Origin of the sequence: Prescottella subtropica (assembly GCF_005434945.1) — a bacterium.
Taxonomy (GTDB): Bacteria; Actinomycetota; Actinomycetes; order Mycobacteriales; family Mycobacteriaceae; genus Prescottella; species Prescottella subtropica.
This window is the reverse complement of sequence record NZ_SKCH01000003.1, coordinates 234,447-255,417: the sequence shown is the minus strand read 5'-3', so window position 1 is coordinate 255,417 and position 20,971 is coordinate 234,447. Positions and strand designations below refer to the sequence as shown.

The following is a 20,971-nucleotide window of genomic DNA, read 5'->3' as shown; positions in this document are numbered from 1 at the left end:
TCCGGTCATGCCGGTGGCAGCGGCTGCAGCCCGTCCCAGCCGAGCGCGGTGCCACCGTGCCGCTGGGCGAGGCCGGCCATACGTGAACGTTCCTGCGAGCAGTGCAGGGCGTCGAGCACCTGCACCCGCTCGAGCAGCAGCACGACGGTGCCGTCCGTACCGGCAGGTCCCTCCGTACCGGCATCGAGGTCCGCGGAAGGTGCATAGCCGTCCTGCGCGGCGATCGCCGTCACCGCGTCGACCGCGACCGCCGGCAGGTGCAGGTGATGCCGCAGGACGGCCTCCGCGTCCGCGATCCACTCCGGGGACCCGGCCGCACCGCGCTCCAGCACCGCCGAACACGACTCCACGTCGTCGAACCCCGACACCACGACCACGAGGTCTGCGCGAGTGCGGTCGAGCGGTTCGGGCCGCCGCCGCGACAGAATTCCCCGCACCCAACGAGTGACACCGCTGCCGAGTTCCATGCGCCCACTCTGTCACGTCCGACGACCGCCTCCGTAACCGTGATCGAACCGCCTCTGACGTGCACCGACGCGCCGATGCCGGACCCGGGTGGCTTTCCTTTACGACAAGGCGTCATACTTCTCAGCGTGACGAGCGCAGTAGGGACTTCAGGATCGGCAATCACCCAGCGCGTGCACTCGCTGAACCGGCCAAACATGGTCAGCGTCGGCACCATCGTGTGGTTGTCAAGTGAGCTCATGTTCTTTGCAGGGCTCTTCGCCATGTACTTCGTTGCACGAGCACAGGCGAATGGGAACTGGCCACCGGAACCGACCGAGCTCAATCTCGCGTTGGCGGTACCGGTGACCCTGGTGCTGATCGCGTCTTCCTTCACCTGCCAGATGGGTGTCTTCGCGGCAGAGAAGGGTGACGTCTTCGGACTCCGGCGGTGGTATCTGCTCACCCTCGCCATGGGCACGTTCTTCGTGCTCGGGCAGGGCTACGAGTACTACCACCTGGTGCATGCAGGCACGACCATCTCGAGCAGCGTGTACGGCTCGGTCTTCTACATGACGACCGGTTTCCACGGCCTGCACGTCATCGGCGGCCTGATCGCGTTCGTCTTCTTGATCGTCCGCACCAAGGTCAGCAAGTTCACGCCTGCACAGGCCACTGCGGCGATCGTCGTTTCGTACTACTGGCACTTCGTCGACATTGTGTGGATCGGCCTGTTCGCCACGATTTATTTCATCCGTTAGCCAGCTGAACGACCAGGCAGCCCCCTGACGCTTCAGTCGTCCCGACATACCCAAAGGGATACAGATGAGTTCATCCCCCCCTCCCGCAACCGAGGGTGACATGCCCGACCGCACCACGACAGGTTCCGCCACCAAGGCGCGCCGGCAGCGCAAGCTGCGTCGGCGCGTCAGTGGCGCGTTGATCCTCATGCTCGGTCTCGTGAGCGCCGGATTCATCGCTTCCGCTCTGACGCCTGCCCCGCAGGTCGCCACCGCGAGCGACGATTCCGCTGCGCTGATCCGCGAGGGCAAGCAGCTCTACGACACGTCCTGCATCACGTGCCACGGCGCGAACCTGCAGGGCGTCGCGGATCGCGGCCCCAGCCTGATCGGTGTCGGCGAGGCAGCCGTCTACTTCCAGGTGTCGTCCGGTCGTATGCCGGCCGCTCGTAACGAGGCGCAGGCTGCTCGCAAGCCCGCCAAGTTCGACGCCCGTCAGACCGACGCCATCGGCGCGTACGTGCAGTCGCAGGGTGGTGGCCCGACCATCATCCGCGACGAGAACGGCGAGATCGCACAGTCGTCGCTGCGTGGCGGCGACATCGCCCGCGGCAGCGAGCTGTTCCGCATGAACTGCGCGTCGTGCCACAACTTCACCGGACGCGGCGGCGCGCTGTCCTCCGGTAAGTACGCCCCTGTTCTGGATCCGGCCAGCGAGCAGCAGATCTATGCCGCCATGGTCACGGGCCCCCAGAACATGCCCAAGTTCTCCGACCGTCAGCTGACGGTCGAGGAGAAGAAGGACATCATCGCCTACGTCAAGCAGTCCGCCGAGGTCAAGGATCCGGGCGGATACGGTCTCGGTGGCCTCGGCCCGGCCTCCGAGGGCATCACGATGTGGGTTCTCGGCATCGTCGCTGTCGTCGGTGCAGCAATGTGGATCGGAGCAAGGTCATGAGCGACGCCGGCAGCGGCGGCACGCCGAAGAAGTACACGGACGATGAACTCGACCGGATGAGCCGGGACGAGTTGGTCGAACTCGGTACCAACCTCGACGGCGTCGATGTCGCGTTCGAACGGGACCGCTGGTCGGTCGAGGGCACCAAGGCCGAGAAGCGCGCCGAGCGTTCGGTCGCCTTCTGGTTCGCCCTCGCGGGTGTCTCGGCACTCGCCTTCATCGGCATCTTCCTGTTCTGGCCGTGGGAGTGGGCCGGCCCGAACGACGAGTCCTACTCGGCGTACAACCTGTACACCCCGCTGATCGGCCTGACCATGGGTCTGTCCATCACCGCGGTCGGTGTCGGTGCGGTGAAGTTCACCAAGAAGTTCATCCCCGAAGAGGTCTCGATCCAGGACCGCCACGACGGCGGTTCCGCCGAGGTCGACAAGCGCACCCTCGCGGCGCAGCTGTCCGACACGCTCGACAAGTCGACGATCGGCCGCCGCAAGATGATCAAGCGCAGCCTGATCTTCGGTGGCGGCGCGGTCGGCATCATGTCGGTCATGCCCCTCGGCGGCATGATCAAGAACCCGTGGGCCCAGGGCGACAAGTCGCCGCTGTGGGTGTCCGGCTGGACCCCGCGCTACCCGGGCGAGACCGTCTACCTGCGTCGTGACACCGGTCGCCCGCACGACATCGTGCTGGTCCGTCCGGAAGACCTCGACGCCGGCGGCATGGAGACGGTGTTCCCGTTCCGTGAGTCCGATCGCGGTGACAACGACGCACTGTTCAAGGCGCTGCGCGGTATCCGCAACGCCGTCATGCTGATCCGTCTGCGCACCGAGGACACCGAGCGCGTCGTCAAGCGCAAGGGCCAGGAGAGCTTCAACTACGGCGACTACCTCGCCTACTCGAAGATCTGCACCCACCTCGGCTGCCCCACGTCGCTGTACGAGCAGCAGACCAACCGAATCCTGTGCCCGTGCCACCAGTCGCAGTTCGACGCGCTGCAGTACGGCAAGCCGATCTTCGGTCCCGCCGCTCGTGCTCTTCCGCAGCTGCCTATTACTGTGAACGAAGAGGGCTACCTCGTCGCCAACGGTGACTTCATCGAAGCCCTCGGCCCGGCATTTTGGGAGCGTCGCCCGTGAGTACTGCAACCCAGTCCCGTGTCGCGGAGGCTGCCGAGAACGTCGACTCTCGGTACCATCTCGCGGCCGGCATGAAGCGCCAGATCAACAAGGTCTTCCCGACCCACTGGTCGTTCATGCTCGGCGAGATCGCGCTGTACAGCTTCGTCATCCTGCTGATCTCGGGCGTCTACCTGACGCTGTTCTTCGACCCGTCGCTGGCCGAGGTCACCTACAACGGTGCCTACGAGCCGCTCCGCGGCGTCGAGATGTCCCGCGCCTACGAGACCACCCTGAACATCTCGTTCGAGGTGCGCGGCGGCCTGTTCGTCCGTCAGATCCACCACTGGGCCGCACTGATGTTCGCCGCGTCGATCATCGTGCACCTGTTCCGCATCTTCTTCACCGGTGCGTTCCGTCGCCCGCGTGAGGCGAACTGGGTCATCGGCTCGCTGCTGCTGATCCTGGCGATGTTCGAGGGCTTCTTCGGCTACTCGCTTCCGGACGACCTGCTGTCCGGTACCGGTCTGCGCGCCGCGCTGTCCGGCATCACCCTGAGTGTGCCGATCGCCGGCACGTGGCTGCACTGGCTGATCTTCGGTGGCGACTTCCCCGGCACCCTGATCATCCCGCGTCTGTACGTCGCGCACGTGCTGCTCATCCCGGGTATCCTGCTGGCCCTCATCGCCGCGCACCTCGCGCTGGTGTGGTACCAGAAGCACACGCAGTTCCCCGGCCCCGGCCGCACCGAGAACAACGTCGTCGGTGTCCGGATCCTCCCGGTGTTCGCGATGAAGGGCGGTTCGTTCTTCGCGTTCACGTTCGGCATCCTGGCGCTCATGGGCGGCCTGCTGCAGATCAACCCGATCTGGAACATCGGCCCGTACAACCCGTCGCAGGTGTCGGCAGGTTCGCAGCCCGACTTCTACATGATGTGGACCGACGGTATGGCCCGCCTGTGGCCGGCGTGGGAGATCTACCTGTTCGACCGGTACACGATCCCCGCGGTGTTCGCGGTCGCCCTGATCATGGGCATCACGTTCGCACTGCTGATCGCCTACCCGTGGATCGAGAAGAAGTTCACGAAGGACGACGCACACCACAACCTGCTGCAGCGTCCGCGTGACGTTCCGGTGCGTTCCGGTATCGGTGCGATGGCCATCGCGTTCTACATCGTCCTCACGCTGTCCTGCATCAACGACATCATCGCCTACCACCTGGACATCTCGCTGAACGCGATGACCTGGATCGGCCGTATCGGCATGGTGGTTCTGCCTCCGATCGCCTACTACGTCACCTACCGGTTCTGCCTGGGTCTCCAGCGCAGCGACCGCGCGGTGCTCGAGCACGGCATCGAGACGGGCATCATCAAGCGTCTGCCGCACGGTGAGTACGTCGAGATCCACCAGCCGCTCGGCCCGGTCGACGATCACGGCCACCCGATCCCGCTGGAGTACCAGGGTGCTGCGGTCCCGAAGAAGATGAACAAGCTCGGTTCGGCCGGCAAGCCCGGCTCCGGCAGCTGGGTCACCCCGGATCCGGTCGAGCAGAGCCAGGCACTCGAGGCCGCCGAGCATGCGGGCGAGCACGAGCAGCTGCGCATCCTCTCGGAGTACCAGAACCGCAACCGCGGTATCACCTCCGGCGACAGCGAGCACTGATCGCCACCGGCGACGGCGAACACTGATTCGCCCATAGCCACGGAAAGGCCCCGAACCATTCGGTTCGGGGCCTTTCCCGTTTCCGGCGCCGTCGTGTCACCCTCAGTCCGGCACGCCCCGTTCCACGGCCAGCCGGGTCCGGGCCGCGGAGAACAGCGTCTCGCACACACTCACCAGAAGTTCCGGGTCCTGTCGCCCCCCGCCGAGGAGCCAGTCGACGAGCAGGTGGTTGACGGCACCGGCGAGCGCCACCCCGGTCAGTGCGTCGCGGGCGTCCGGCATTGTCCCGGCCCCGACGAGAAGCGGGGTGATCATGTCGGCGAATCCGCCCAGCACCCGGTACCGGGTGTCCTCGAGACCGGGTGCGACGCCGACGACCTCGACCAGCACCACCTTTGCCCGGCGGGCGTCCTCGGTGAGGTAGCCGACGAACGCGGCGAGTCCGCGGGCCGGGGCGTCGTCCCCCTCCCCCGCTCCGGTGACCGCATCGGCGGTGAGCGTGCGCAGCCGGTCCGTCAGTTCCACGTACAGGTCGTGCAGGCACGCCGCACGATCCTGGAACGACTCGTAGAAGTACCGTTCGGTCAGTCCGGCCTCGCGGCAGATCTGTTTGACCGACGTCGACGCGTACCCGCCGGTCCCGAAGCATTCGAGCGCGGCGTCGAGTAGCGCACTGCGGCGCACCCGTGTCCGTTCCGCCGGGTCGAGACCCGCGTAGCGCCGGCCCGGCCCCGTCGTCCTCGCCATCGATTCGCCTTCCGATCACCGGGGAGCATTGCGCACTCCAATCTGACATGTAACCATGTCAAAAGTTTGTACGTCAGCGACGGGAGACGATGATCCGATGGTGTCACTGGACGGAACGGTCGTGGCGGTCACGGGCGGTGCCCGCGGGATCGGCCGGGAGATCGCGGCGCAGTTGGCCCGTGCCGGTGCCCGGGTCGGTATCGGCGACCGGGACGGGGACGCGGTCCGGGACACCGCCTCCGTTCTCGGGCCGCGGGTGCAGGGATTCGATCTCGATGTCACCGACTGCGTCTCGTTCGACGCGTTCCTGCGGTCCGTCGAATCCGCGTTCGGACCGGTCGACGTGCTCGTCAACAATGCCGGTGTGATGTGGGTGGGACCGTTCGACGAGGAACCGGAGGCTGCGCAGCGCCGCCAGTTCGACGTCAACGTGCACGGCGTCATCAACGGCGTGAAGGCCACGGCACCGGTGATGCGGGCCCGCGGCCGCGGGCACATCGTCACCGTCGCCTCGGCGGCGGCCAAGCTCGCCCCCGCCGGTGAATCCACATATGCCGCAACGAAACACGCCGTCCTCGGCTATCTGACCGGTGTCCGGTGGGAGCTCGCCGGCACGGGGGTGGAACTCACCGCGATCATGCCGGGTGTCGTCGACACGGAACTCGCGGCGGGCACGGCGACGGGGGCGGCCCGGATGCTGCAACCGGCCGACGTCGCCGCGGCGGTCCTGTCGGCGATCGAGAAGCCACGCTTCGAGATCACGGTCCCCCGCTACATCGGTCCGCTCGTCGGCTGGGTGAACGTCCTCCCCCAGCGGGTCCGCGACGTCCTGCTCCGCCGCATGGTGCCGAACCAGGTCACCGCGGTCGCCGGCACGTCGGCCCGGGCCACGTACGAGCGACAGTTCACGAACCCCGATCAGCCAGGAGACCTGCAGTGAGCACCTCGTCCGACGCCACCGCGTCGACCACCGTCCGTCCCATTCCCGAGTTCGACGGCGTCCACGACGTCTGGCCGCGCGGTGCCCGGCTGGCCGCGGTGCGGGAGGCCGCCGCGAAGTACCGGGATCGGTTCCTGTCGCAGGGGCAGGTCACGGCGATCAAGAGTGTCGACATCGCCACCGCCCCGTATCCGTCCCGGTTCGCGTTCCAGGGTTACTCGATCAGCGTGAACCCGTTCATCAGCATCACCAACCGGATGCTGGTGATCCAGTTCGAGGGCTTCGACGGCACGCTCAAGACACTGGTGTGGGAGCCGACGGTCGCCGCCGGGTCGGCGGAGGCGCCGTTCTACCACAAGATTCAGCAGCTGGGTCGCCGGTTCAAGGTCGAGCGGTTCTTCGCGGACTACATCAACGACCCCGACGACGTGCTGCCGAGTCTCGGGCTGCGCAACGAGGACGTCGACTACGTCAGCTTCGACCACCTGCACGTGCAGGACGTGCGCATGATCATGGGTTCGGCCGAGCCGATCGAGGGCGAGTCGACGCCGCGTGAGCCGCTGTTCCCCCATGCCAAGTTGCTGGTGCACCGCAAGGAACTCGCCACCTTCGAGTCGATGCACCCGATGCAGTCGGCGTGGTACGTGCACGGTGGCATGGACGGCGTCCCCGCAGACCGGTTGGAGGTCTTCGACGGCGACGTCGAACTGGGTGTCGGCGTGAGCCTGCTGTGGACGCCCGGGCACACCGACGGCAACCATTCGCTGTGCGTGAACACCCCCGACGGCATCTGGGTGCAGTCCGAGAACGGTATGGCCCCGGACAACTGGCAGCCGGAACTGTCGAAGATCCCCGGCGTCCGGCAGCAGGCCGCGTTCTACGGCCGCGAGGTGGTGTTGAACTCCAACACCTTGGAGGACCCGCAGGACCAGTACGACTCGATGGTCAAGGAGAAGACGATGGCATCGCCGTCGGTGCGCGATCCGCGCTGGCTGCAGGTGATCCCGTCGTCGGAGTGCACGAACTTCCGCCGGCAGTGGCCGCTGGTACCGACGTTCAGCCACGGCAGCCTCGACTACGACACCATCGTCGCGCCGGAGCACTGAGGCAGCGGCTCCGGGTCCCGGAGCACACTCGACCCCCTCGGCTAGGGTCACCTCGTGGACACCGTGGCGTCGATACTCGCATCACCTCGTGGCCGGTTCTTCTCAGCCACGGTCGGCTATCGGTGCAGCGGTGACGGGCTGGATCCGACATGTCGGCCGATCGGCACCCTGTCGGGTGTTCTGGAGCGTCTGGCGTCCGTCGACCTCGACAGGGTGCGAACGCTGCCGGAACTGCACCTGCTCGACGCGTTGGGCCTGGCCACCGACTTCGCGCGCTACTGGCAGTTGCCAGACGAGCACGACCGCATGTTCGCTCGTCCGGATCTCGTATCGGCGTTGCGTCCGATCGTCGAGGCCGTTCTGGAGTCACCGCATGCGGCCTGGTGGAACGAGTCCGTCGACCTTCACGCTCAACATGTCACCGCGAAACTGCAGAACGGTTCGGACTGGTCGGACACTGCAACGGAATTCGTCCGATGTGCCGTCGATCTGATCGGGTGGCGCGACAAGGTTCTCGGGGATGAAGCCCGTTCTCGCGCGTTTCGTGTGGAGAATCCACATCGGGCTGTCGGTGGCGAATGGTGGTCGACACCAGAGGCGTCCGGGGTGATGGAGACGAGCCGGGCACGTGACGGCCTCGGCGCAGTCCAACTCGTTCTCGAAGAAGACGACATCTCCGACGGGCGCCGAAGCCGGGTGTGGCCGGTCACCGTGGACGGCACGCCACGGGTATACGAGATCGGATGCCCGCAGGACTGGGCTGTCCTGGTCGATGCATACCCGTTGGCTGTTCCCGAGTGCCGACGTTCCGACTGGTTCGACACCACCGGCGTTCACTGCCACTGGAACATTCCGGACTGGGTGGCGGTCTCGGAGGACTACGATGCCGTGCACCTCACGGTCCTCGGATACCTCACCACGCCGGGGATCGCGATCCCACTCGCCCACCGTGACGGTGCCACTCTGCTCGCTGGCTGGGACCCCGATGTCACCTACTGGCTACGCGACGGCGGCCTCCGCGTGGATCGGGCACCGACCGACTGGTCCCGGAGCGGGGGCCGGCCTTGGACGCAGATCTGACATTGCCGCACGGCTATTGCCGCCGTCGCAGCTCTTTTCGGCACTGAAAAGGCCTGCGACGCCGGCAGCGGGCATGCGACAACGACGGCACACCGGTCCTGTTCCGCACCCGGAAAACAGCGAAGGCGCCGAACCCTTGTCGGGTTCGGCGCCTTCGGCGGTGTGGTGCTAGTGCTTCTCGGGTCCGAGGTGGTACTCGAAGACCAGGCCGGCGGCGGCGGCGATCACGAGCGCGGCCGCGACGGCGATCATCCAGAACTGGAAGAACGCCAGCGACAGTGCGGCGATAGCGGCGGCACCGGCGAGCAGGATGGGCCAGAAGCTGCCGGGGCTGAAGAAGCCCAGGTCGCCGGAGCCGTCGGAGACCTCCGCCTCCTCGTAGTCCTCGGGGCGGGTGTCGAGACGACGCGCCACGAACCGGAAGTAGGTTCCGACGATCAGGCTCAGACCGGCCGACAGGACGATCGCGGTGAGGCCGGCCCACTCGATTCCGGTGCGCGACATCGCGGTGAAGACACCGTAGACGATCGCGACGAGAATGAAGAACACCGTCAGGATCTCGAAGAGCTTGGCTTCGATCTTCATATCAGTTGTTGTCCTTGGTCAGTGGTGCTCGGGCGGTCAGTTGCCGCTGGCCGAAGCCTCGCGCACGGTGCGGTCGGTGTTGAACGGCGAGGTCGAGGTCGCCGTGGGCGACTCACCGATCGATGCCAGTGCCTCGGCGGTGCTCAGACCCTGACCACCCTCCTCGACGGGCTTGCGCGCCTCGATGTACTTCTCGAACTTCTCCGGCGTCACAGCACGGACCTCGAAGTTCATCATCGCGTGGAAGGTGCCGCACATTTCGGCGCAGCGGCCCACGAACGCGCCTTCCTTCTCGATCTCACTGATCTGGAAGATGTTGTCGGAGTGGTTCTCCTTCGGGTTCGGGTTCACGTCACGCTTGAACAGGAACTCGGGGACCCAGAAGGAGTGGATGACGTCGGAGGACGCCAGCACGAACTCGATGCGCTTACCGGTCGGCAGGACGAGGATCGGGATCTCGTTGCTCGAGCCGACGGTCTCGATCTTGTTGTAGTACAGGTAGGACAGATCCTGCGGGTTCTTGCCGTGGATCGCGCCGATCTTCTCGTTGCCGTGCTCGTCGACGCCCTCGGGCTTCGACGCTGCGACTGCGGCAGCGGTGGCGGCCTCGTCGACACCGTCGTACTTGGCGGTGCCCTCACCGAGGTCGATCGAGCGGTAACCGAACTTCCAGTTCCACTGGTATGCCGTCACGTCGACGACGACGTTCGGGTTGTCCTTCTTCTCCGTGACGTAGTTCTGCACGACCACGGTGAAGTAGAACAGCACGGCGATGATCACGAACGGAACAGCCGTGTAGAAGAGTTCCAGCGGCACGTTGTATGCCGTCTGGCGCGGGAACTCGGGCGAGTCCTTCTTCTTACGGTGGAACACGACCACCCAGAAGGTGAGGCCCCACACGATGACACCCATGACGAGGGCGGCGATGACCGACCACGTCCACAGTTCGCGCATACGCTCGGCCTGCGGGGTAATACCCGATGGCCACCCGAAGCGAAGCACCGAATTGTCGATTGAACAACCCGACAGCAGCATGGCAGCTATGCCCAGAGATGCTGCCAGCCCGGCTCGCCGAAGGATCCGACCTTGCGCCACGTTCACGCCTTCCTGATCGCCGCAATTCCACACAGGGCTCACCCGAAGGGAAGGCCCAATTACTACGCAGCGTAGACCAACGGCGCCGATCCTCCACCCTCGGGTCGGCGCCCGTGGTGCAGTCGGGACCAATGCCCACCGAATGTACGCGCGCTACCTGGGATCGAGCTGAGAACGGCGCGCGGGCGCGTGTCCGCGGGGATCCCCGCGGACGCGGGGGGCGGGAAAGCTGCGGCATACTTTCGAGGGGGAAATCGGCACTCCTCGGAACTGCCGGCTCCGGACGCGTCAATCGACGACGCGACAATCGACTCTGAATCGAGGTACTGGACGCTGTGTGCGGACTGCTCGGACTACTCACCACCGACGGCACCGGCGACGCGGCGGTCACGCGCGTCGGGGCAGCGCTGCACTGTCTGCGTCACCGCGGCCCCGACGAGCACGGAACGTGGCACGACGCCGACGTGATCTTCGGTTTCAACCGGCTGTCGATCATCGACATCGAGCATTCGCATCAGCCGCTGCGCTGGGGCCCGCCGGAGAACCCGGAGCGGTATGCGCTCACGTTCAACGGTGAGATCTACAACTATCTCGAGATCCGTGCGGAGCTCGCCGAGAAGCACGGCACCGAGTTCCGCACCGAAGGGGACAGTGAGGCGATCGTCGCCGCGTTCCATCATTGGGGCGCCGACGCGGTCCGCCGGCTGCGTGGCATGTTCGCGTTCGCGGTGTGGGACACGCAGGAGCGTGAACTGTTCGTCGCTCGTGACCCGTTCGGCATCAAGCCGTTGTTCCTGGCGACCGGTACCGGCGGCACCGCGTTCGGCAGCGAGAAGAAGAGCCTCCTCGAACTGGCCGACGTGATCGGCATCGACACCGACCTGGATCCGCGGGCGATCGAGCACTACACGGTGCTGCAGTACGTCCCGGAGCCGGAAACCCTGCACGCGGGAATCCGCCGGCTGGAGTCGGGCTGCTACGCCCGGCTGGCACCCGGCAAGTCCCCGGAGGTGACGCGGTACTTCACGCCGACGTTCCCGGCGGCGGCGTTCACGGCCGGTTCGGAGCAGTCCCGGTACCGGGAGATCGCCGAGGCCCTCGAGGACTCGGTGGCCAAGCACATGCGCGCCGACGTCACCGTCGGCTCGTTCCTGTCCGGTGGCATCGATTCGACGGCGATCGCGGCGTTGGCGATGCGGCACAACCCGAACCTGATCACGTTCACCACCGGGTTCGAGCGGGAGGGGTATTCGGAGGTGGACGTCGCGGCCGAGTCGGCGGCGGCGATCGGCGCCCGGCACGTGGTCAAGGTGGTCTCCCCCGCCGAGTTCGCGGCCGCGATCCCGGAGATCATCTGGTATCTGGACGATCCGGTGGCCGATCCGGCGCTGGTGCCGCTGTACTTCGTGGCCAAGGAGGCCCGCAAGCACGTCAAGGTGGTGCTCTCCGGCGAGGGCGCGGACGAGTTGTTCGGCGGCTACACGATCTACCGGGAGCCGCTGTCGCTGAAGCCGTTCGAGTACCTGCCGGCGGCGTTGCGTCGTGCGGCCGGGACGCTGTCGGAGCGGATCCCGGACGGCACGCGCGGCAAGAGCCTGCTGCATCGCGGGTCGATGACGCTCGAGGAGCGGTACTACGGCAATGCGCGCAGCTTCAACGACGCCCAGCTGCGGGCCGTGCTGCGCGACTTCCGTCCGGAGTGGACGCATCAGGACGTGACGGCGCCGATCTACGCGCAGTCCCGCGACTGGGATCCGGTGGCGCGCATGCAGCACCTGGACCTGTTCACGTGGCTGCGCGGCGACATCCTCGTCAAGGCCGACAAGATGACGATGGCGAACTCGCTGGAACTGCGGGTGCCGTTCCTCGATCCCGAGGTGTTCTCGGTGGCGTCGCGGGTACCCCTCGACCAGAAGATCACGAAGTCGACGACGAAGTACGCGCTGCGGCAGGCACTCGAGGGGATCGTCCCGCCGCACGTGCTGCACCGGGCGAAGCTGGGCTTCCCGGTGCCGCTGCGGCACTGGCTGGCCGGCACCGAACTGTACGACTGGGCGCACGAGCAGATCGCGGCGTCGGGCACCGACCACATCTTCGACAAGGCCGCCGTCACCCGGATGCTCCGCGACCACCGGGACGGTGTCTCCGATCACAGCCGCCGACTGTGGACGGTGCTGTGCTTCATGATCTGGCACGGCATCTTCGTCGAGAAGCGCATCGTGCCGCAGATCCAGGAGCCGACCTACCCGGTCAGCTTGTAGGCAGCGGAGCTGCCTGTGCGCCTTTTTGGTAGTAGCTACTACCAAAAAGGCGCACAGGCGCCGCAGGCGCCTACAACAGCGTCGCGATCTCGTCGGCGGCGTCCTTGCCGTAGGCCTCGGTGAGTCGCTTGACGGCGTCGTCGCGGTCGAGGGTCCATTCCTGGGTGCCGACGGTCTCGAGGACGTACACGGCGACCAGGGAACCCAACTGAGCCGAACGTTCCAGACTCAGCCCGGCGGTCTGCGCGTGCAGGAAGCCGGCTCGGAACGCGTCGCCGACACCGGTGGGGTCGACCTTGGCGCGTTCGGGGACGACACCGACGCGGATCCAGTTGCCGTCGGCGTCGACGATCTCGACGCCCTTGGCTCCGAGGGTGGTGACGCGCAGCCCGACCTGGGCGCGGATGGCTTCCTCGGAGAGTCCGGTCTTCCGCTGCAGCAGGCCCCACTCGTATTCGTTGGTGAACAGGTACTTCGCGCCGGTGATGAGCTGGGCGGCCTCGTCACCGGACAGTCGGGCGAGCTGCTGGGACGGGTCTGCGGCGAACGGGATGCCGAGCAGTCGGCATTCGTCGGTGTGCCGGATCATCGTCTCGGGGTCGTTGGCGCCGATCAGGACGAGGTCGAGGCCTCCGGCGTTCTTCGCGACGGATGCCAGTTGGATGCCGCGGGCCTCGCTCATCGCGCCCGGGTAGAACGACGCGATCTGCGCCATGTCCTCGTCGGTGGTGCACACGAAGCGGGCCGTGTAAGCGGTCTCGGAGACGAGCACGCCGCTGCAGTCGACACCGTTGGCTTCGAGCCACGTGCGGTATTCGGCGAAGTCCATACCGGCCGCGCCGACGAGCAGCGGCGAGGCGCCCAGCACACCCATCGCGTAGGCGATGTTGCCGCCGACGCCACCGCGGCGGATGACGAGGTCGTCGACGAGGAAGCTCAGCGAGATGTGTGCGAGCTGGTCGGCGAGCAACTGTTCGGCGAAGCGGCCCGGGAACCGCATCAGGTGGTCGGTGGCGATGGAACCGGTTACCGCAATGGTCACGTTCGGAGGCCTTTCGGGGTGATGGTGGGTAGAACGCAGTCTGACGCGGAGTCCGCCGTGGTGGCGGACTCCGCGTCAGACGGTGTCGCTGTGGGGTGCGGGACTCAGTTGAAGGAGTCGCCGCAGGCGCAGGACCCGGTCGCGTTCGGGTTGTCGATCGTGAAGCCCTGCTTCTCGATGGTGTCGACGAAGTCGATGGAGGCACCCTCGACGTAGGGGGCACTCATCCGGTCGACGGCGAGCTTGACGCCACCGAAGTCGACGACCAGGTCGCCGTCGAGGCTGCGGTCGTCGAAGAACAGCTGGTAACGCAGGCCCGCGCAACCGCCCGGCTGCACCGCGATCCGCAGCGCGAGGTCGTCGCGTCCCTCCTGGTCGAGCAGCGCCTTCGCCTTCGAGGACGCGGTCTCGGTCATCGTGACGCCGTGGGTGGCGGTCTCGTTCTGCACAGTCATGGGCTCTCCCTGTCGCTCGTGCCAAACCCGTGATCGCTTCAACGGTACTCTGCGCTTCCCTATTCCTCGTGTATCGGGCCGGGTGTTCCGGGCCAGGCGCGGGCGACGGACGCGGTCAGCGCGGCGAGGTGCGTCCCGGCATCCGCCATGGCGTGTGCGACGGATCCGGCGGTCTCCACCAGTGAGTACACCGCGGTGACGCCGACGTCGGCGGCGGTGGCGGCGGGCACGTCCACCTGCCCGGCGAGGACCACGGCGGGCACTCCCGCGGCGGAGCCGAGGCGGGCGACGGCGACGGCGAGTTTGCCGCGCAGCGACTGGTGATCGAACCGACCTTCCCCGGTCAGGACCAGATCCGCGGCGGCGACCCGGCCGGTGAGACCGGTGACGCGGGCGACGACGGTTGCCCCGGATTCGCGGGCCGCACCGAGCGCGAACAGTGCAGCGCCGAGCCCGCCGGCGGCCCCGGCGCCGGGCCGGACGGACACGTCCCGGCCGACGGCGGCGCGCAGGTCGCCCGCCCACGCCGTGTTGCGGCGTTCGAGCAGTGCGACGGTGGCGGCGTCGGCCCCCTTCTGCGGTCCGAAGACGTGGGCGGCGCCGTGCTCGCCGAGCAGTGGATGCTCGACGTCGGTGGCGGCGACCAGGTCGATGCCGTGCAGCCGGGCGCGTGCCCGGTCGATACCGCCGAGCGCCTCGATCGCGCCGCGGCCGCCGTCGGTGCAGCAGCTGCCGCCGAGTCCGACGACGATCCGCCGCGCCCCGGCCGCCGCGGCGGCGGCGATCAGCTGTCCGACACCGCGGCTGTGGGCGCGGACCGCGGTGTCCGGGGTCGGCGGGCCGGCCAGGAGGTCGAGGCCGACGGCCTGCGCGGATTCGAGACAGGCGACGGGGGCGGGGCCGTCGGACAGCACCCAGCGGGCGTCGACGACGGTGTCGAGCGGTCCGTCGACGCGGGTGGTGTGCACGGCGCCGATCACGCTCAGGGCGTCGACGAAGCCGGGTCCGCCGTCGGACTGCGGGACGATGTCCAGCTCGTCTCCGGGGCGGGCGGCCCGCCATCCGGCGGCGATCGCGGCGGCCGCCTCGGCCGCGGTGAGGGTGCCGCCGAACGAGTCGGGGGCGATCAGCACGCGCATCGGCGCAGTCTAGGTGGGTGGTCGGTTTCGCCAGGACGACGGTTATCCCATAGCCTGGTTGTGTGAAGCTGCTACGCCGAGGCGACTCCGACAACTCCGACAAGCACGACGTCGAGGTCGGCGCGTCGGCCGCGTCGCCCGCGTCGTCCTCGGAGACCGTCACCGAGTCGGCCGCGGAGACCACCGGGAAGACCGCGGAAACACCGGGCAAGGGCCGTCCCACCCCCAAACGTCGCGAAGCCGAGGCCAAGCGTCGCGGCCCGATGACCCCCGCCCCGCTCACCGCGAAGGAGGCCCGCGCCCGCCGCAAGGCCACCCGCGGCTCCAAGGAGGAGCGCAAGGTGGCTGCCGCCGAGCGTCGCGCCGCCTCCGCCGACCGCCGCGCCCGGATGCTCGCCGGCGAGGACAAGTACCTGATGCCCCGCGACAAGGGTCCGGTCCGCGCGTACACCCGCGACCTGGTCGACAGCCGCCGCAACCTCGTCGGCCTGTTCATGCCGCTCGCCCTGATCCTGATCATGGCGATGTTCCTCAACCCGGTCATCCAGAGTTACGTCACGCTCGGCATGCTGGTGATGATGCTGTTCATGGCCGTCGAGGGCTACATCCTCGGCCGCATGATCAACAACCGGGTGCGGACCCGGTTCCCGGACACCGCCGACGGCGGTTTCAAGCTCGGCTGGTACGCGTTCGTCCGGGCGTCGCAGATCCGCAAGATGCGCGCCCCCAAGCCGCGTGTCGGCCCCGGCGATGCCGTCTGAGCCGTCTGACATCCCCCTCGTTCCGGGCCGGTCCGCGCACTGCGGGACCGGCCCGGCGCGGTTGATAGCGTCTACCCTCGTGTCCTCCCCCGATGTCCCGCGCCGCACGCTCGTGCTCGGTGGCGCCCGGTCCGGGAAGTCGGCGCACGCCGAGGGCCTGCTCGACGATCTGCCCGCCGACGCCGCCGTCCGGTACGTCGCGACCGCCCGCCGGTATCCGGGGGACGCCGACTGGGATGCCCGGATCGAGCAGCATCAGCGGCGACGGCCGGCGGCGTGGACGACGGTCGAGACGGGCCTCGAAACCACGCTGACCAGTGTCCTCACCGCATCAGGCCCGCACCCACCGACGCTCGTCGACGACCTGGGCACGTGGCTCACGGGCGTACTCGACGATGACGCCGCATGGGACGCCCCGCGCGGCACGATCGCCCCGATCGTCGAGGCGCTGGTCGCGGCGGTCGCCGGCTTCGACGGACGCCTGCTGCTGGTGAGTCCCGAGGTGGGGCTCGGTGTGATCCCGGAGACCCGGTCCGGCCGGCTGTTCCGCGACGAGATCGGCGCCCTCAACTCCCGTCTCGCCGCCGTGTGCGACGACGTGGTCCTCGTCGTGGCAGGCCTCCCCCTGACCCTGAAATCATCGCAGTTGCACATGAAAGGCCCAGCGTGACAAGCGAACCCGTGAACCCGTCGGTGACCGACTTCGAGTTCCCCGCCCCACCGGACGCCGAGGTGCGGGCGCACGCGCAGGCCCGGCAGTTGCAGTTGACGAAGCCGACCGGGTCGCTGGGACGGCTCGAGGAGCTGTCGGTGTGGGCGGCCGCCTGCCAGGGCGTGTGCCCGCCGAAGGTGTTCGAGCGGCCCCGGGTCGTCGTGTTCGCGGGTGACCACGGCATCGCCCGCGGCGGTGTGTCGGCGTATCCGCCGGAGGTGACCGCGCAGATGGTCGCGAACATCCGCGGCGGCGGTGCCGCGGTGAACGTGCTCGCCGAGATCGCCGGTGCCGGTGTGCGCGTGGAGGATCTGTCGGTCGACGCCGACACCGATCCGTCCGTGTCGGCATTCAAGGTGCGCCGCTCGTCGGGGTCGATCGACCGCGAGGACGCGATGACGCACGAGGAGACGGCGCAGGCGATCGCCGCGGGCCGCGCGATCGCCGACCAGGAGGTCGATGCGGGCGCCGACCTGCTCATCGCCGGCGAGATGGGCATCGGGAACACCACGCCCGCAACGATTCTCATCGCCGCGATCACCGACACCGAGCCGGTCGCGGCCGTCGGTCGCGGCACCGGCATCGACGACGCCGGTTGGATGCGCAAGACCGCCGCGATCCGGGACGGGCTGCGGCGTGCGCGGCCGTACACGCGGGACGCCGTCGGCCTGCTGCGGACCGTGTCGGGTGCCGACCTGGCGGCGATGGCCGGGTTCCTCGCGCAGGCCGCGGTGCGCCGCACCCCGGTGATCGTCGACGGCCTGGTGGTGACGGCGTCGGCGCTGGTCGCCGAGGAACTGGCCCCGGGTGCCCGGCAGTGGTGGGTGGCCGGGCACCGGTCGACCGAACCGGCGCACACGATCGCACTGCGGCACCTGGGCCTGGACCCGATCCTGGGGCTGAACATGCGCCTCGGCGAGGGGTCGGGCGCGGTCGCGGCACTGCCGATCCTGCAGGGCGCGGTGGCCACCCTGGCCCGGATGGCGACGTTCGACTCGGCCGGTGTCAGCAACAACGCCGAAGTGCCGGCGCCGGAATCCGACTGACCGTGCGCGGCACGATCACAGGGGTGGCGTTGGCCCTGTCGTGGCTGACGGTGCTGCCGGTGCGCGGCCCCCGCGACATCGGCCGCGACGAGGGCCGGTGGGCGATCACCGCCGCCCCGGTGGCCGGGGCGCTGTTGGGCGGCGCCGCGACGGGACTGCTGTGGCTGCTGTCGTGGGCGGGCCTCGACCCGGTGCTGGCGGGACTGCTGACCGTCGGGGCGCTCGCGCTGGGCACCCGCGGCATGCACGTCGACGGTCTCGCGGACACCGCGGACGGCCTGGGCTGTTACGGGCCGCCGGAGCGGGCGCGGGAGGTCATGAAGAGCGGCGGCGCCGGCCCGTTCGGGGTGGCGGCGCTGATCGTGACGTTCGGGGTGCAGGCGCTCGCGTTCGGGGCGCTCGCCGCGCACGGCGCGTGGCTCGCGGTGGCGGTCGCGGTGGCCGCGGGCCGGGTGGCGGCGGTGGTCGCGTGCCGTCGCGGGATCCGGGCGTCGGGAACGACGGGTTTCGGTGCGCTGGTGGCGGATTCGCAGCCGTGGTGGGTGGCCCTGCTGTGGGCTGCCGCGGCGGCGGGCACGGCGGCGTGGGCGGTGCCCGGACACGGGTGGCAGGGCCCGGTGGTCGTCGTCGCAGCGCTGTTCGCCGCTGCTCTGCTGGTGCGGCACTGTGTGCGCCGCTTCGGCGGTGTCAACGGCGACGTCCTCGGAGCCGCACTCGAATTCACCGTCGCCGCGACGGCCGTCGGGTTCCTGCTCGGAGGCTGATCCCGAAACCTGCTCGGGCCCCTCCACCGAAGCGGAAGGGCCCGAGCAGGTTTCGGCCGAGTGATCAGCGCAGCTTCGTCATCCATTCGTGGGTGTCGGCGAAGGTGCCGCGCTGGATGCCGGTGAGGGTGTCGCGCAGCGCCATGGTGATCTTTCCTGGTTCGCCGTCGGCGACGGTGAACTCCCCGACCGCGGACTTGACGCGGCCGACGGGGGTGATGACGGCGGCGGTGCCGCACGCGAACACCTCGGTGATCTCACCGGATTCGGTCTTCTCACGCCATTCGTCGGTGCTGATCTTGCGTTCCTCGACGGCGAAGCCGGCGTCGGCGGCGAGGCTGAGCAGCGAGTTGCGGGTGATGCCCGGCAGCAGCGACCCGGACAGTTCCGGGGTGACGAGGCGGGCGTCGGGGCCGGAGCCGAAGACGAAGAACAGGTTCATCCCGCCCATCTCCTCGACGTACTTGCGTTCGATCGCGTCGAGCCACACCACCTGGTCGCAGCCCTCGTCGGCGGCCTGCGCCTGCGCCACCAGGGAGGCGGCGTAGTTGCCGGCGAACTTCGCGGCACCCGTGCCGCCCGGTGCGGCGCGGACGTATTCCCGCGAGAGCCACACGCTGACCGGCTTGACGCCGCGCGGGAAGTACGCGCCGGCCGGGGACGCGATCAGCAGGTAGCGGTACTCGGAGGCGGGACGCACCCCGAGACCGGCCTCGGTGGAGAAGAGGAACGGGCGCAGGTACAGCGATGCTTCGCCGCCGGCCTCGGGCACCCAGGCCTCGTCGACGTCGAGCAGTGCCTCGATGGACGCGACGAACAACTCGTCCGGCAGTTCCGGCATCGCGAGTCGGCGGGCGGACTGGCGCAGCCGTTCGGCGTTCGCGGTGACCCGGAACGAGGAGAGGCCGCCGTCGGGCTGGCGGTACACCTTGAGTCCCTCGAAGATGGCCTGCCCGTAGTGCAGCACCATGCCGGCCGGGTCGAGCGTGATCGGGCCGTACGGCAGGACCTCGGCGTCGTACCAGCCCCGGCCCTCGGTGTATCGGATCGACACCATGTGATCGGTGAAGTACCGACCGAACCCGGGCGACTCCAGAATCTCGTGCCGTACCTCGTCGGTGGCGGGAGAAGGGTTCTGGGTGCGCGCGAATTCGAGGGCGTCTGTCATGAGCCGTGATCCTATCTAACGGGAGTTTCGCCTGGAACCAGGCGTATCGGGGATTACTTGGTGTGCACGGGCACGAACGGCGGCGCCACGACCTCGCAGCGCAGGCTGCGTCCGCGCACGTCGACGGTGATCTCGTCGCCCGCCGCCACACCGGACGCGGTATCCAGCAGTGCCAGCGCGATCCCGACCTTGAGGGTCGGGGAGAACGTGCCCGACGTGGTCTCGCCGATCGGGGCGCCGTCCTTCGACACCGTCTGGCCCTGGCGCAGCACGCCGCGGTCGAGGGCCTTGATGCCCCACATGCGGCGGGCCGGACCGGCGGCCTTCTCGGCGGTGAGCACGTCGCGTCCCCAGAACGCCGGCTTGGACCAGCCGATCGCCCAGGCGCAGCGGGCCTGCAGCGGCGAGATGTCGAGGGACAGTTCGTGGCCGTGCAGCGGGTACCCGGCCTCGGTGCGCAGCGTGTCGCGGGCGCCCAGGCCGGCGACCTCGCCGCCGTGGGCGCGGACGGTGTCGACCAGGGTGCGGAACAGGGCGTCGGCGTCGGCCCACCGCGGCAGCAGTTCGTAGCCGCGTTCGCCGGTGTAGCCGCTGCGGCACACCCGCACCGGCACTCCGTTCCAGTCGGAGTCGACGAACGCCATGTACCCGATGTCGGTGGGCAGACCCAGTTCGGTGAGCACGTCGGCGGACTTCGGCCCCTGCACCGCGAACACCGCGTAGTCGCGGTGCTGGTCGGCGATGGTGACCCCGTCGGGGGCGGCGGCCTGCAGGCGGGCGACGACGTCGGCGGTGTTGGCGGCGTTCGGGACCAGGAAGATCTCGTCGTCGGAGACGTAGTAGGCGATCAGGTCGTCGACGACGCCGCCGGTCTCGGTGCAGCACAGCGTGTACTGGGCCTGCCCCGGCGTGATCTTGTCGAGGTCCGCGGTGAGGGTGGAGTTCACGAACGCGGCGGCACCGGCGCCGGCGACGAGCGCCTTGCCGAGGTGGCTGACGTCGAACAGGCCGACCGCGTCCCGGACCGCGGTGTGCTCGGCGACGGTTCCGGCGTACGAGACGGGCATCTCCCACCCACCGAACGGGGCGAACGTGGCACCGAGATCGACGTGGACGGAATGGATGGGGCCCTGCAGCAGTTGTGCGTCGCTCATG

At 68.5% G+C, this 20,971-nt stretch carries 21 protein-coding genes; 12 read left to right on the top strand and 9 right to left on the bottom strand.

Translation table 11 applies throughout. The annotated features are described in order from the left end of the window. Positions 1-5: 5 nt before the first annotated feature. Positions 6-467 carry a hypothetical protein gene (locus E0497_RS05555; RefSeq protein WP_170312875.1) on the bottom strand — a complete coding sequence of 154 codons (462 nt, stop codon included), beginning with the start codon at positions 465-467 and terminating at the stop codon, positions 6-8. Between the two features lie 126 nt (positions 468-593). Here E0497_RS05555 and ctaE point away from each other — a divergent pair, with 126 nt between their 5' ends. The 4 genes from ctaE to qcrB all read left to right on the top strand — a co-directional run bounded on the left by ctaE (position 594) and on the right by qcrB (position 4,915). Further along, on the top strand, positions 594-1,205 hold the full coding sequence (gene ctaE, locus E0497_RS05550; RefSeq protein WP_137723781.1) for an aa3-type cytochrome oxidase subunit III: 612 nt from the start codon (positions 594-596) through the stop codon (positions 1,203-1,205). A gap of 64 nt (positions 1,206-1,269) precedes the next feature. Further along, complete coding sequence (gene qcrC, locus E0497_RS05545; RefSeq protein WP_170312874.1) at positions 1,270-2,142, top strand: cytochrome bc1 complex diheme cytochrome c subunit; 873 nt, start codon at positions 1,270-1,272, stop codon at positions 2,140-2,142. After that, positions 2,139-3,275 carry a cytochrome bc1 complex Rieske iron-sulfur subunit gene (gene qcrA, locus E0497_RS05540; protein ID WP_137723780.1) on the top strand — a complete coding sequence of 379 codons (1,137 nt, stop codon included), beginning with the start codon at positions 2,139-2,141 and terminating at the stop codon, positions 3,273-3,275. Before qcrC ends, qcrA begins: the two co-directional genes overlap by 4 nt. Then, the gene (gene qcrB / locus E0497_RS05535) at positions 3,272-4,915 is read left to right on the top strand and encodes a cytochrome bc1 complex cytochrome b subunit (RefSeq protein WP_137723779.1); all 1,644 of its coding nucleotides are present in this window, start codon (positions 3,272-3,274) and stop codon (positions 4,913-4,915) included. Before qcrA ends, qcrB begins: the two co-directional genes overlap by 4 nt. A gap of 102 nt (positions 4,916-5,017) precedes the next feature. Here the strand turns inward: qcrB and E0497_RS05530 are convergent, their stop codons facing one another. Then, positions 5,018-5,662 (bottom strand): TetR/AcrR family transcriptional regulator, encoded by a 645-nt coding sequence (locus E0497_RS05530; protein WP_137723778.1) that lies wholly within the window; start codon positions 5,660-5,662, stop codon positions 5,018-5,020. 97 nt (positions 5,663-5,759) lie between these two features. Between E0497_RS05530 and E0497_RS05525 the strand changes: the two genes are divergently transcribed. Genes E0497_RS05525 through E0497_RS05515 form a run of 3 tightly spaced genes read left to right on the top strand, consistent with a single transcriptional unit; the run spans position 5,760 to position 8,788 of the window. Further along, positions 5,760-6,602, top strand: coding sequence for an SDR family oxidoreductase (locus E0497_RS05525; RefSeq protein WP_137723777.1), 843 nt, complete (start codon positions 5,760-5,762; stop codon positions 6,600-6,602). Next, complete coding sequence (locus E0497_RS05520; RefSeq protein WP_137723776.1) at positions 6,599-7,708, top strand: MBL fold metallo-hydrolase; 1,110 nt, start codon at positions 6,599-6,601, stop codon at positions 7,706-7,708. The genes E0497_RS05525 and E0497_RS05520 overlap by 4 nt, the downstream gene beginning before the upstream one ends. A 54-nt stretch (positions 7,709-7,762) precedes the next feature. Next, on the top strand, positions 7,763-8,788 hold the full coding sequence (locus E0497_RS05515) for a hypothetical protein (protein ID WP_137723775.1): 1,026 nt from the start codon (positions 7,763-7,765) through the stop codon (positions 8,786-8,788). Positions 8,789-8,956: 168 nt separating this feature from the next. Here the strand turns inward: E0497_RS05515 and E0497_RS05510 are convergent, their stop codons facing one another. Both E0497_RS05510 and ctaC read right to left on the bottom strand, forming a co-directional pair. Beyond that, on the bottom strand, positions 8,957-9,373 hold the full coding sequence (locus E0497_RS05510) for a cytochrome c oxidase subunit 4 (protein WP_137723774.1): 417 nt from the start codon (positions 9,371-9,373) through the stop codon (positions 8,957-8,959). A gap of 36 nt (positions 9,374-9,409) precedes the next feature. Continuing rightward, complete coding sequence (ctaC, locus tag E0497_RS05505) at positions 9,410-10,474, bottom strand: aa3-type cytochrome oxidase subunit II (RefSeq protein ID WP_137723773.1); 1,065 nt, start codon at positions 10,472-10,474, stop codon at positions 9,410-9,412. A gap of 329 nt (positions 10,475-10,803) precedes the next feature. Between ctaC and asnB the strand changes: the two genes are divergently transcribed. Further along, a complete protein-coding gene (asnB, locus tag E0497_RS05500) occupies positions 10,804-12,729 on the top strand; it encodes an asparagine synthase (glutamine-hydrolyzing) (RefSeq protein ID WP_137723772.1) in 1,926 nt (641 codons plus the stop codon). Between the two features lie 70 nt (positions 12,730-12,799). On the opposite strand, the gene E0497_RS05495 is transcribed toward asnB, so the two are convergent. The 3 genes from E0497_RS05495 to E0497_RS05485 all read right to left on the bottom strand — a co-directional run bounded on the left by E0497_RS05495 (position 12,800) and on the right by E0497_RS05485 (position 15,365). After that, positions 12,800-13,771 carry a carbohydrate kinase family protein gene (locus E0497_RS05495; RefSeq protein ID WP_137723771.1) on the bottom strand — a complete coding sequence of 324 codons (972 nt, stop codon included), beginning with the start codon at positions 13,769-13,771 and terminating at the stop codon, positions 12,800-12,802. 104 nt (positions 13,772-13,875) lie between these two features. After that, positions 13,876-14,226 carry a HesB/IscA family protein gene (locus E0497_RS05490; RefSeq protein WP_137723770.1) on the bottom strand — a complete coding sequence of 117 codons (351 nt, stop codon included), beginning with the start codon at positions 14,224-14,226 and terminating at the stop codon, positions 13,876-13,878. A gap of 59 nt (positions 14,227-14,285) precedes the next feature. Then, positions 14,286-15,365, bottom strand: a complete 1,080-nt coding sequence (locus tag E0497_RS05485; RefSeq protein WP_137723769.1) for a glycerate kinase family protein — start codon at positions 15,363-15,365, stop codon at positions 14,286-14,288. A gap of 62 nt (positions 15,366-15,427) precedes the next feature. Between E0497_RS05485 and E0497_RS05480 the strand changes: the two genes are divergently transcribed. The 4 genes from E0497_RS05480 to E0497_RS05465 all read left to right on the top strand — a co-directional run bounded on the left by E0497_RS05480 (position 15,428) and on the right by E0497_RS05465 (position 18,648). After that, positions 15,428-16,126 (top strand): DUF3043 domain-containing protein, encoded by a 699-nt coding sequence (locus tag E0497_RS05480; RefSeq protein WP_137723768.1) that lies wholly within the window; start codon positions 15,428-15,430, stop codon positions 16,124-16,126. Positions 16,127-16,205: 79 nt separating this feature from the next. Next, on the top strand, positions 16,206-16,796 hold the full coding sequence (gene cobU / locus E0497_RS05475; RefSeq protein WP_241665721.1) for a bifunctional adenosylcobinamide kinase/adenosylcobinamide-phosphate guanylyltransferase: 591 nt from the start codon (positions 16,206-16,208) through the stop codon (positions 16,794-16,796). Then, on the top strand, positions 16,793-17,884 hold the full coding sequence (gene cobT, locus E0497_RS05470; RefSeq protein WP_137723766.1) for a nicotinate-nucleotide--dimethylbenzimidazole phosphoribosyltransferase: 1,092 nt from the start codon (positions 16,793-16,795) through the stop codon (positions 17,882-17,884). Before cobU ends, cobT begins: the two co-directional genes overlap by 4 nt. 14 nt (positions 17,885-17,898) lie before the next feature. Beyond that, on the top strand, positions 17,899-18,648 hold the full coding sequence (locus E0497_RS05465; protein WP_137723853.1) for an adenosylcobinamide-GDP ribazoletransferase: 750 nt from the start codon (positions 17,899-17,901) through the stop codon (positions 18,646-18,648). Between the two features lie 64 nt (positions 18,649-18,712). Here E0497_RS05465 and E0497_RS05460 read toward each other — a convergent pair whose 3' ends face one another. Further along, positions 18,713-19,816, bottom strand: coding sequence for a branched-chain amino acid aminotransferase (locus E0497_RS05460; protein ID WP_137723765.1), 1,104 nt, complete (start codon positions 19,814-19,816; stop codon positions 18,713-18,715). A gap of 53 nt (positions 19,817-19,869) precedes the next feature. Further along, positions 19,870-20,970: a glycine cleavage system aminomethyltransferase GcvT gene (gene gcvT / locus E0497_RS05455; protein WP_137723764.1), complete on the bottom strand. Its 1,101-nt coding sequence runs from the start codon at positions 20,968-20,970 to the stop codon at positions 19,870-19,872. Position 20,971: the final 1 nt, after the last annotated feature.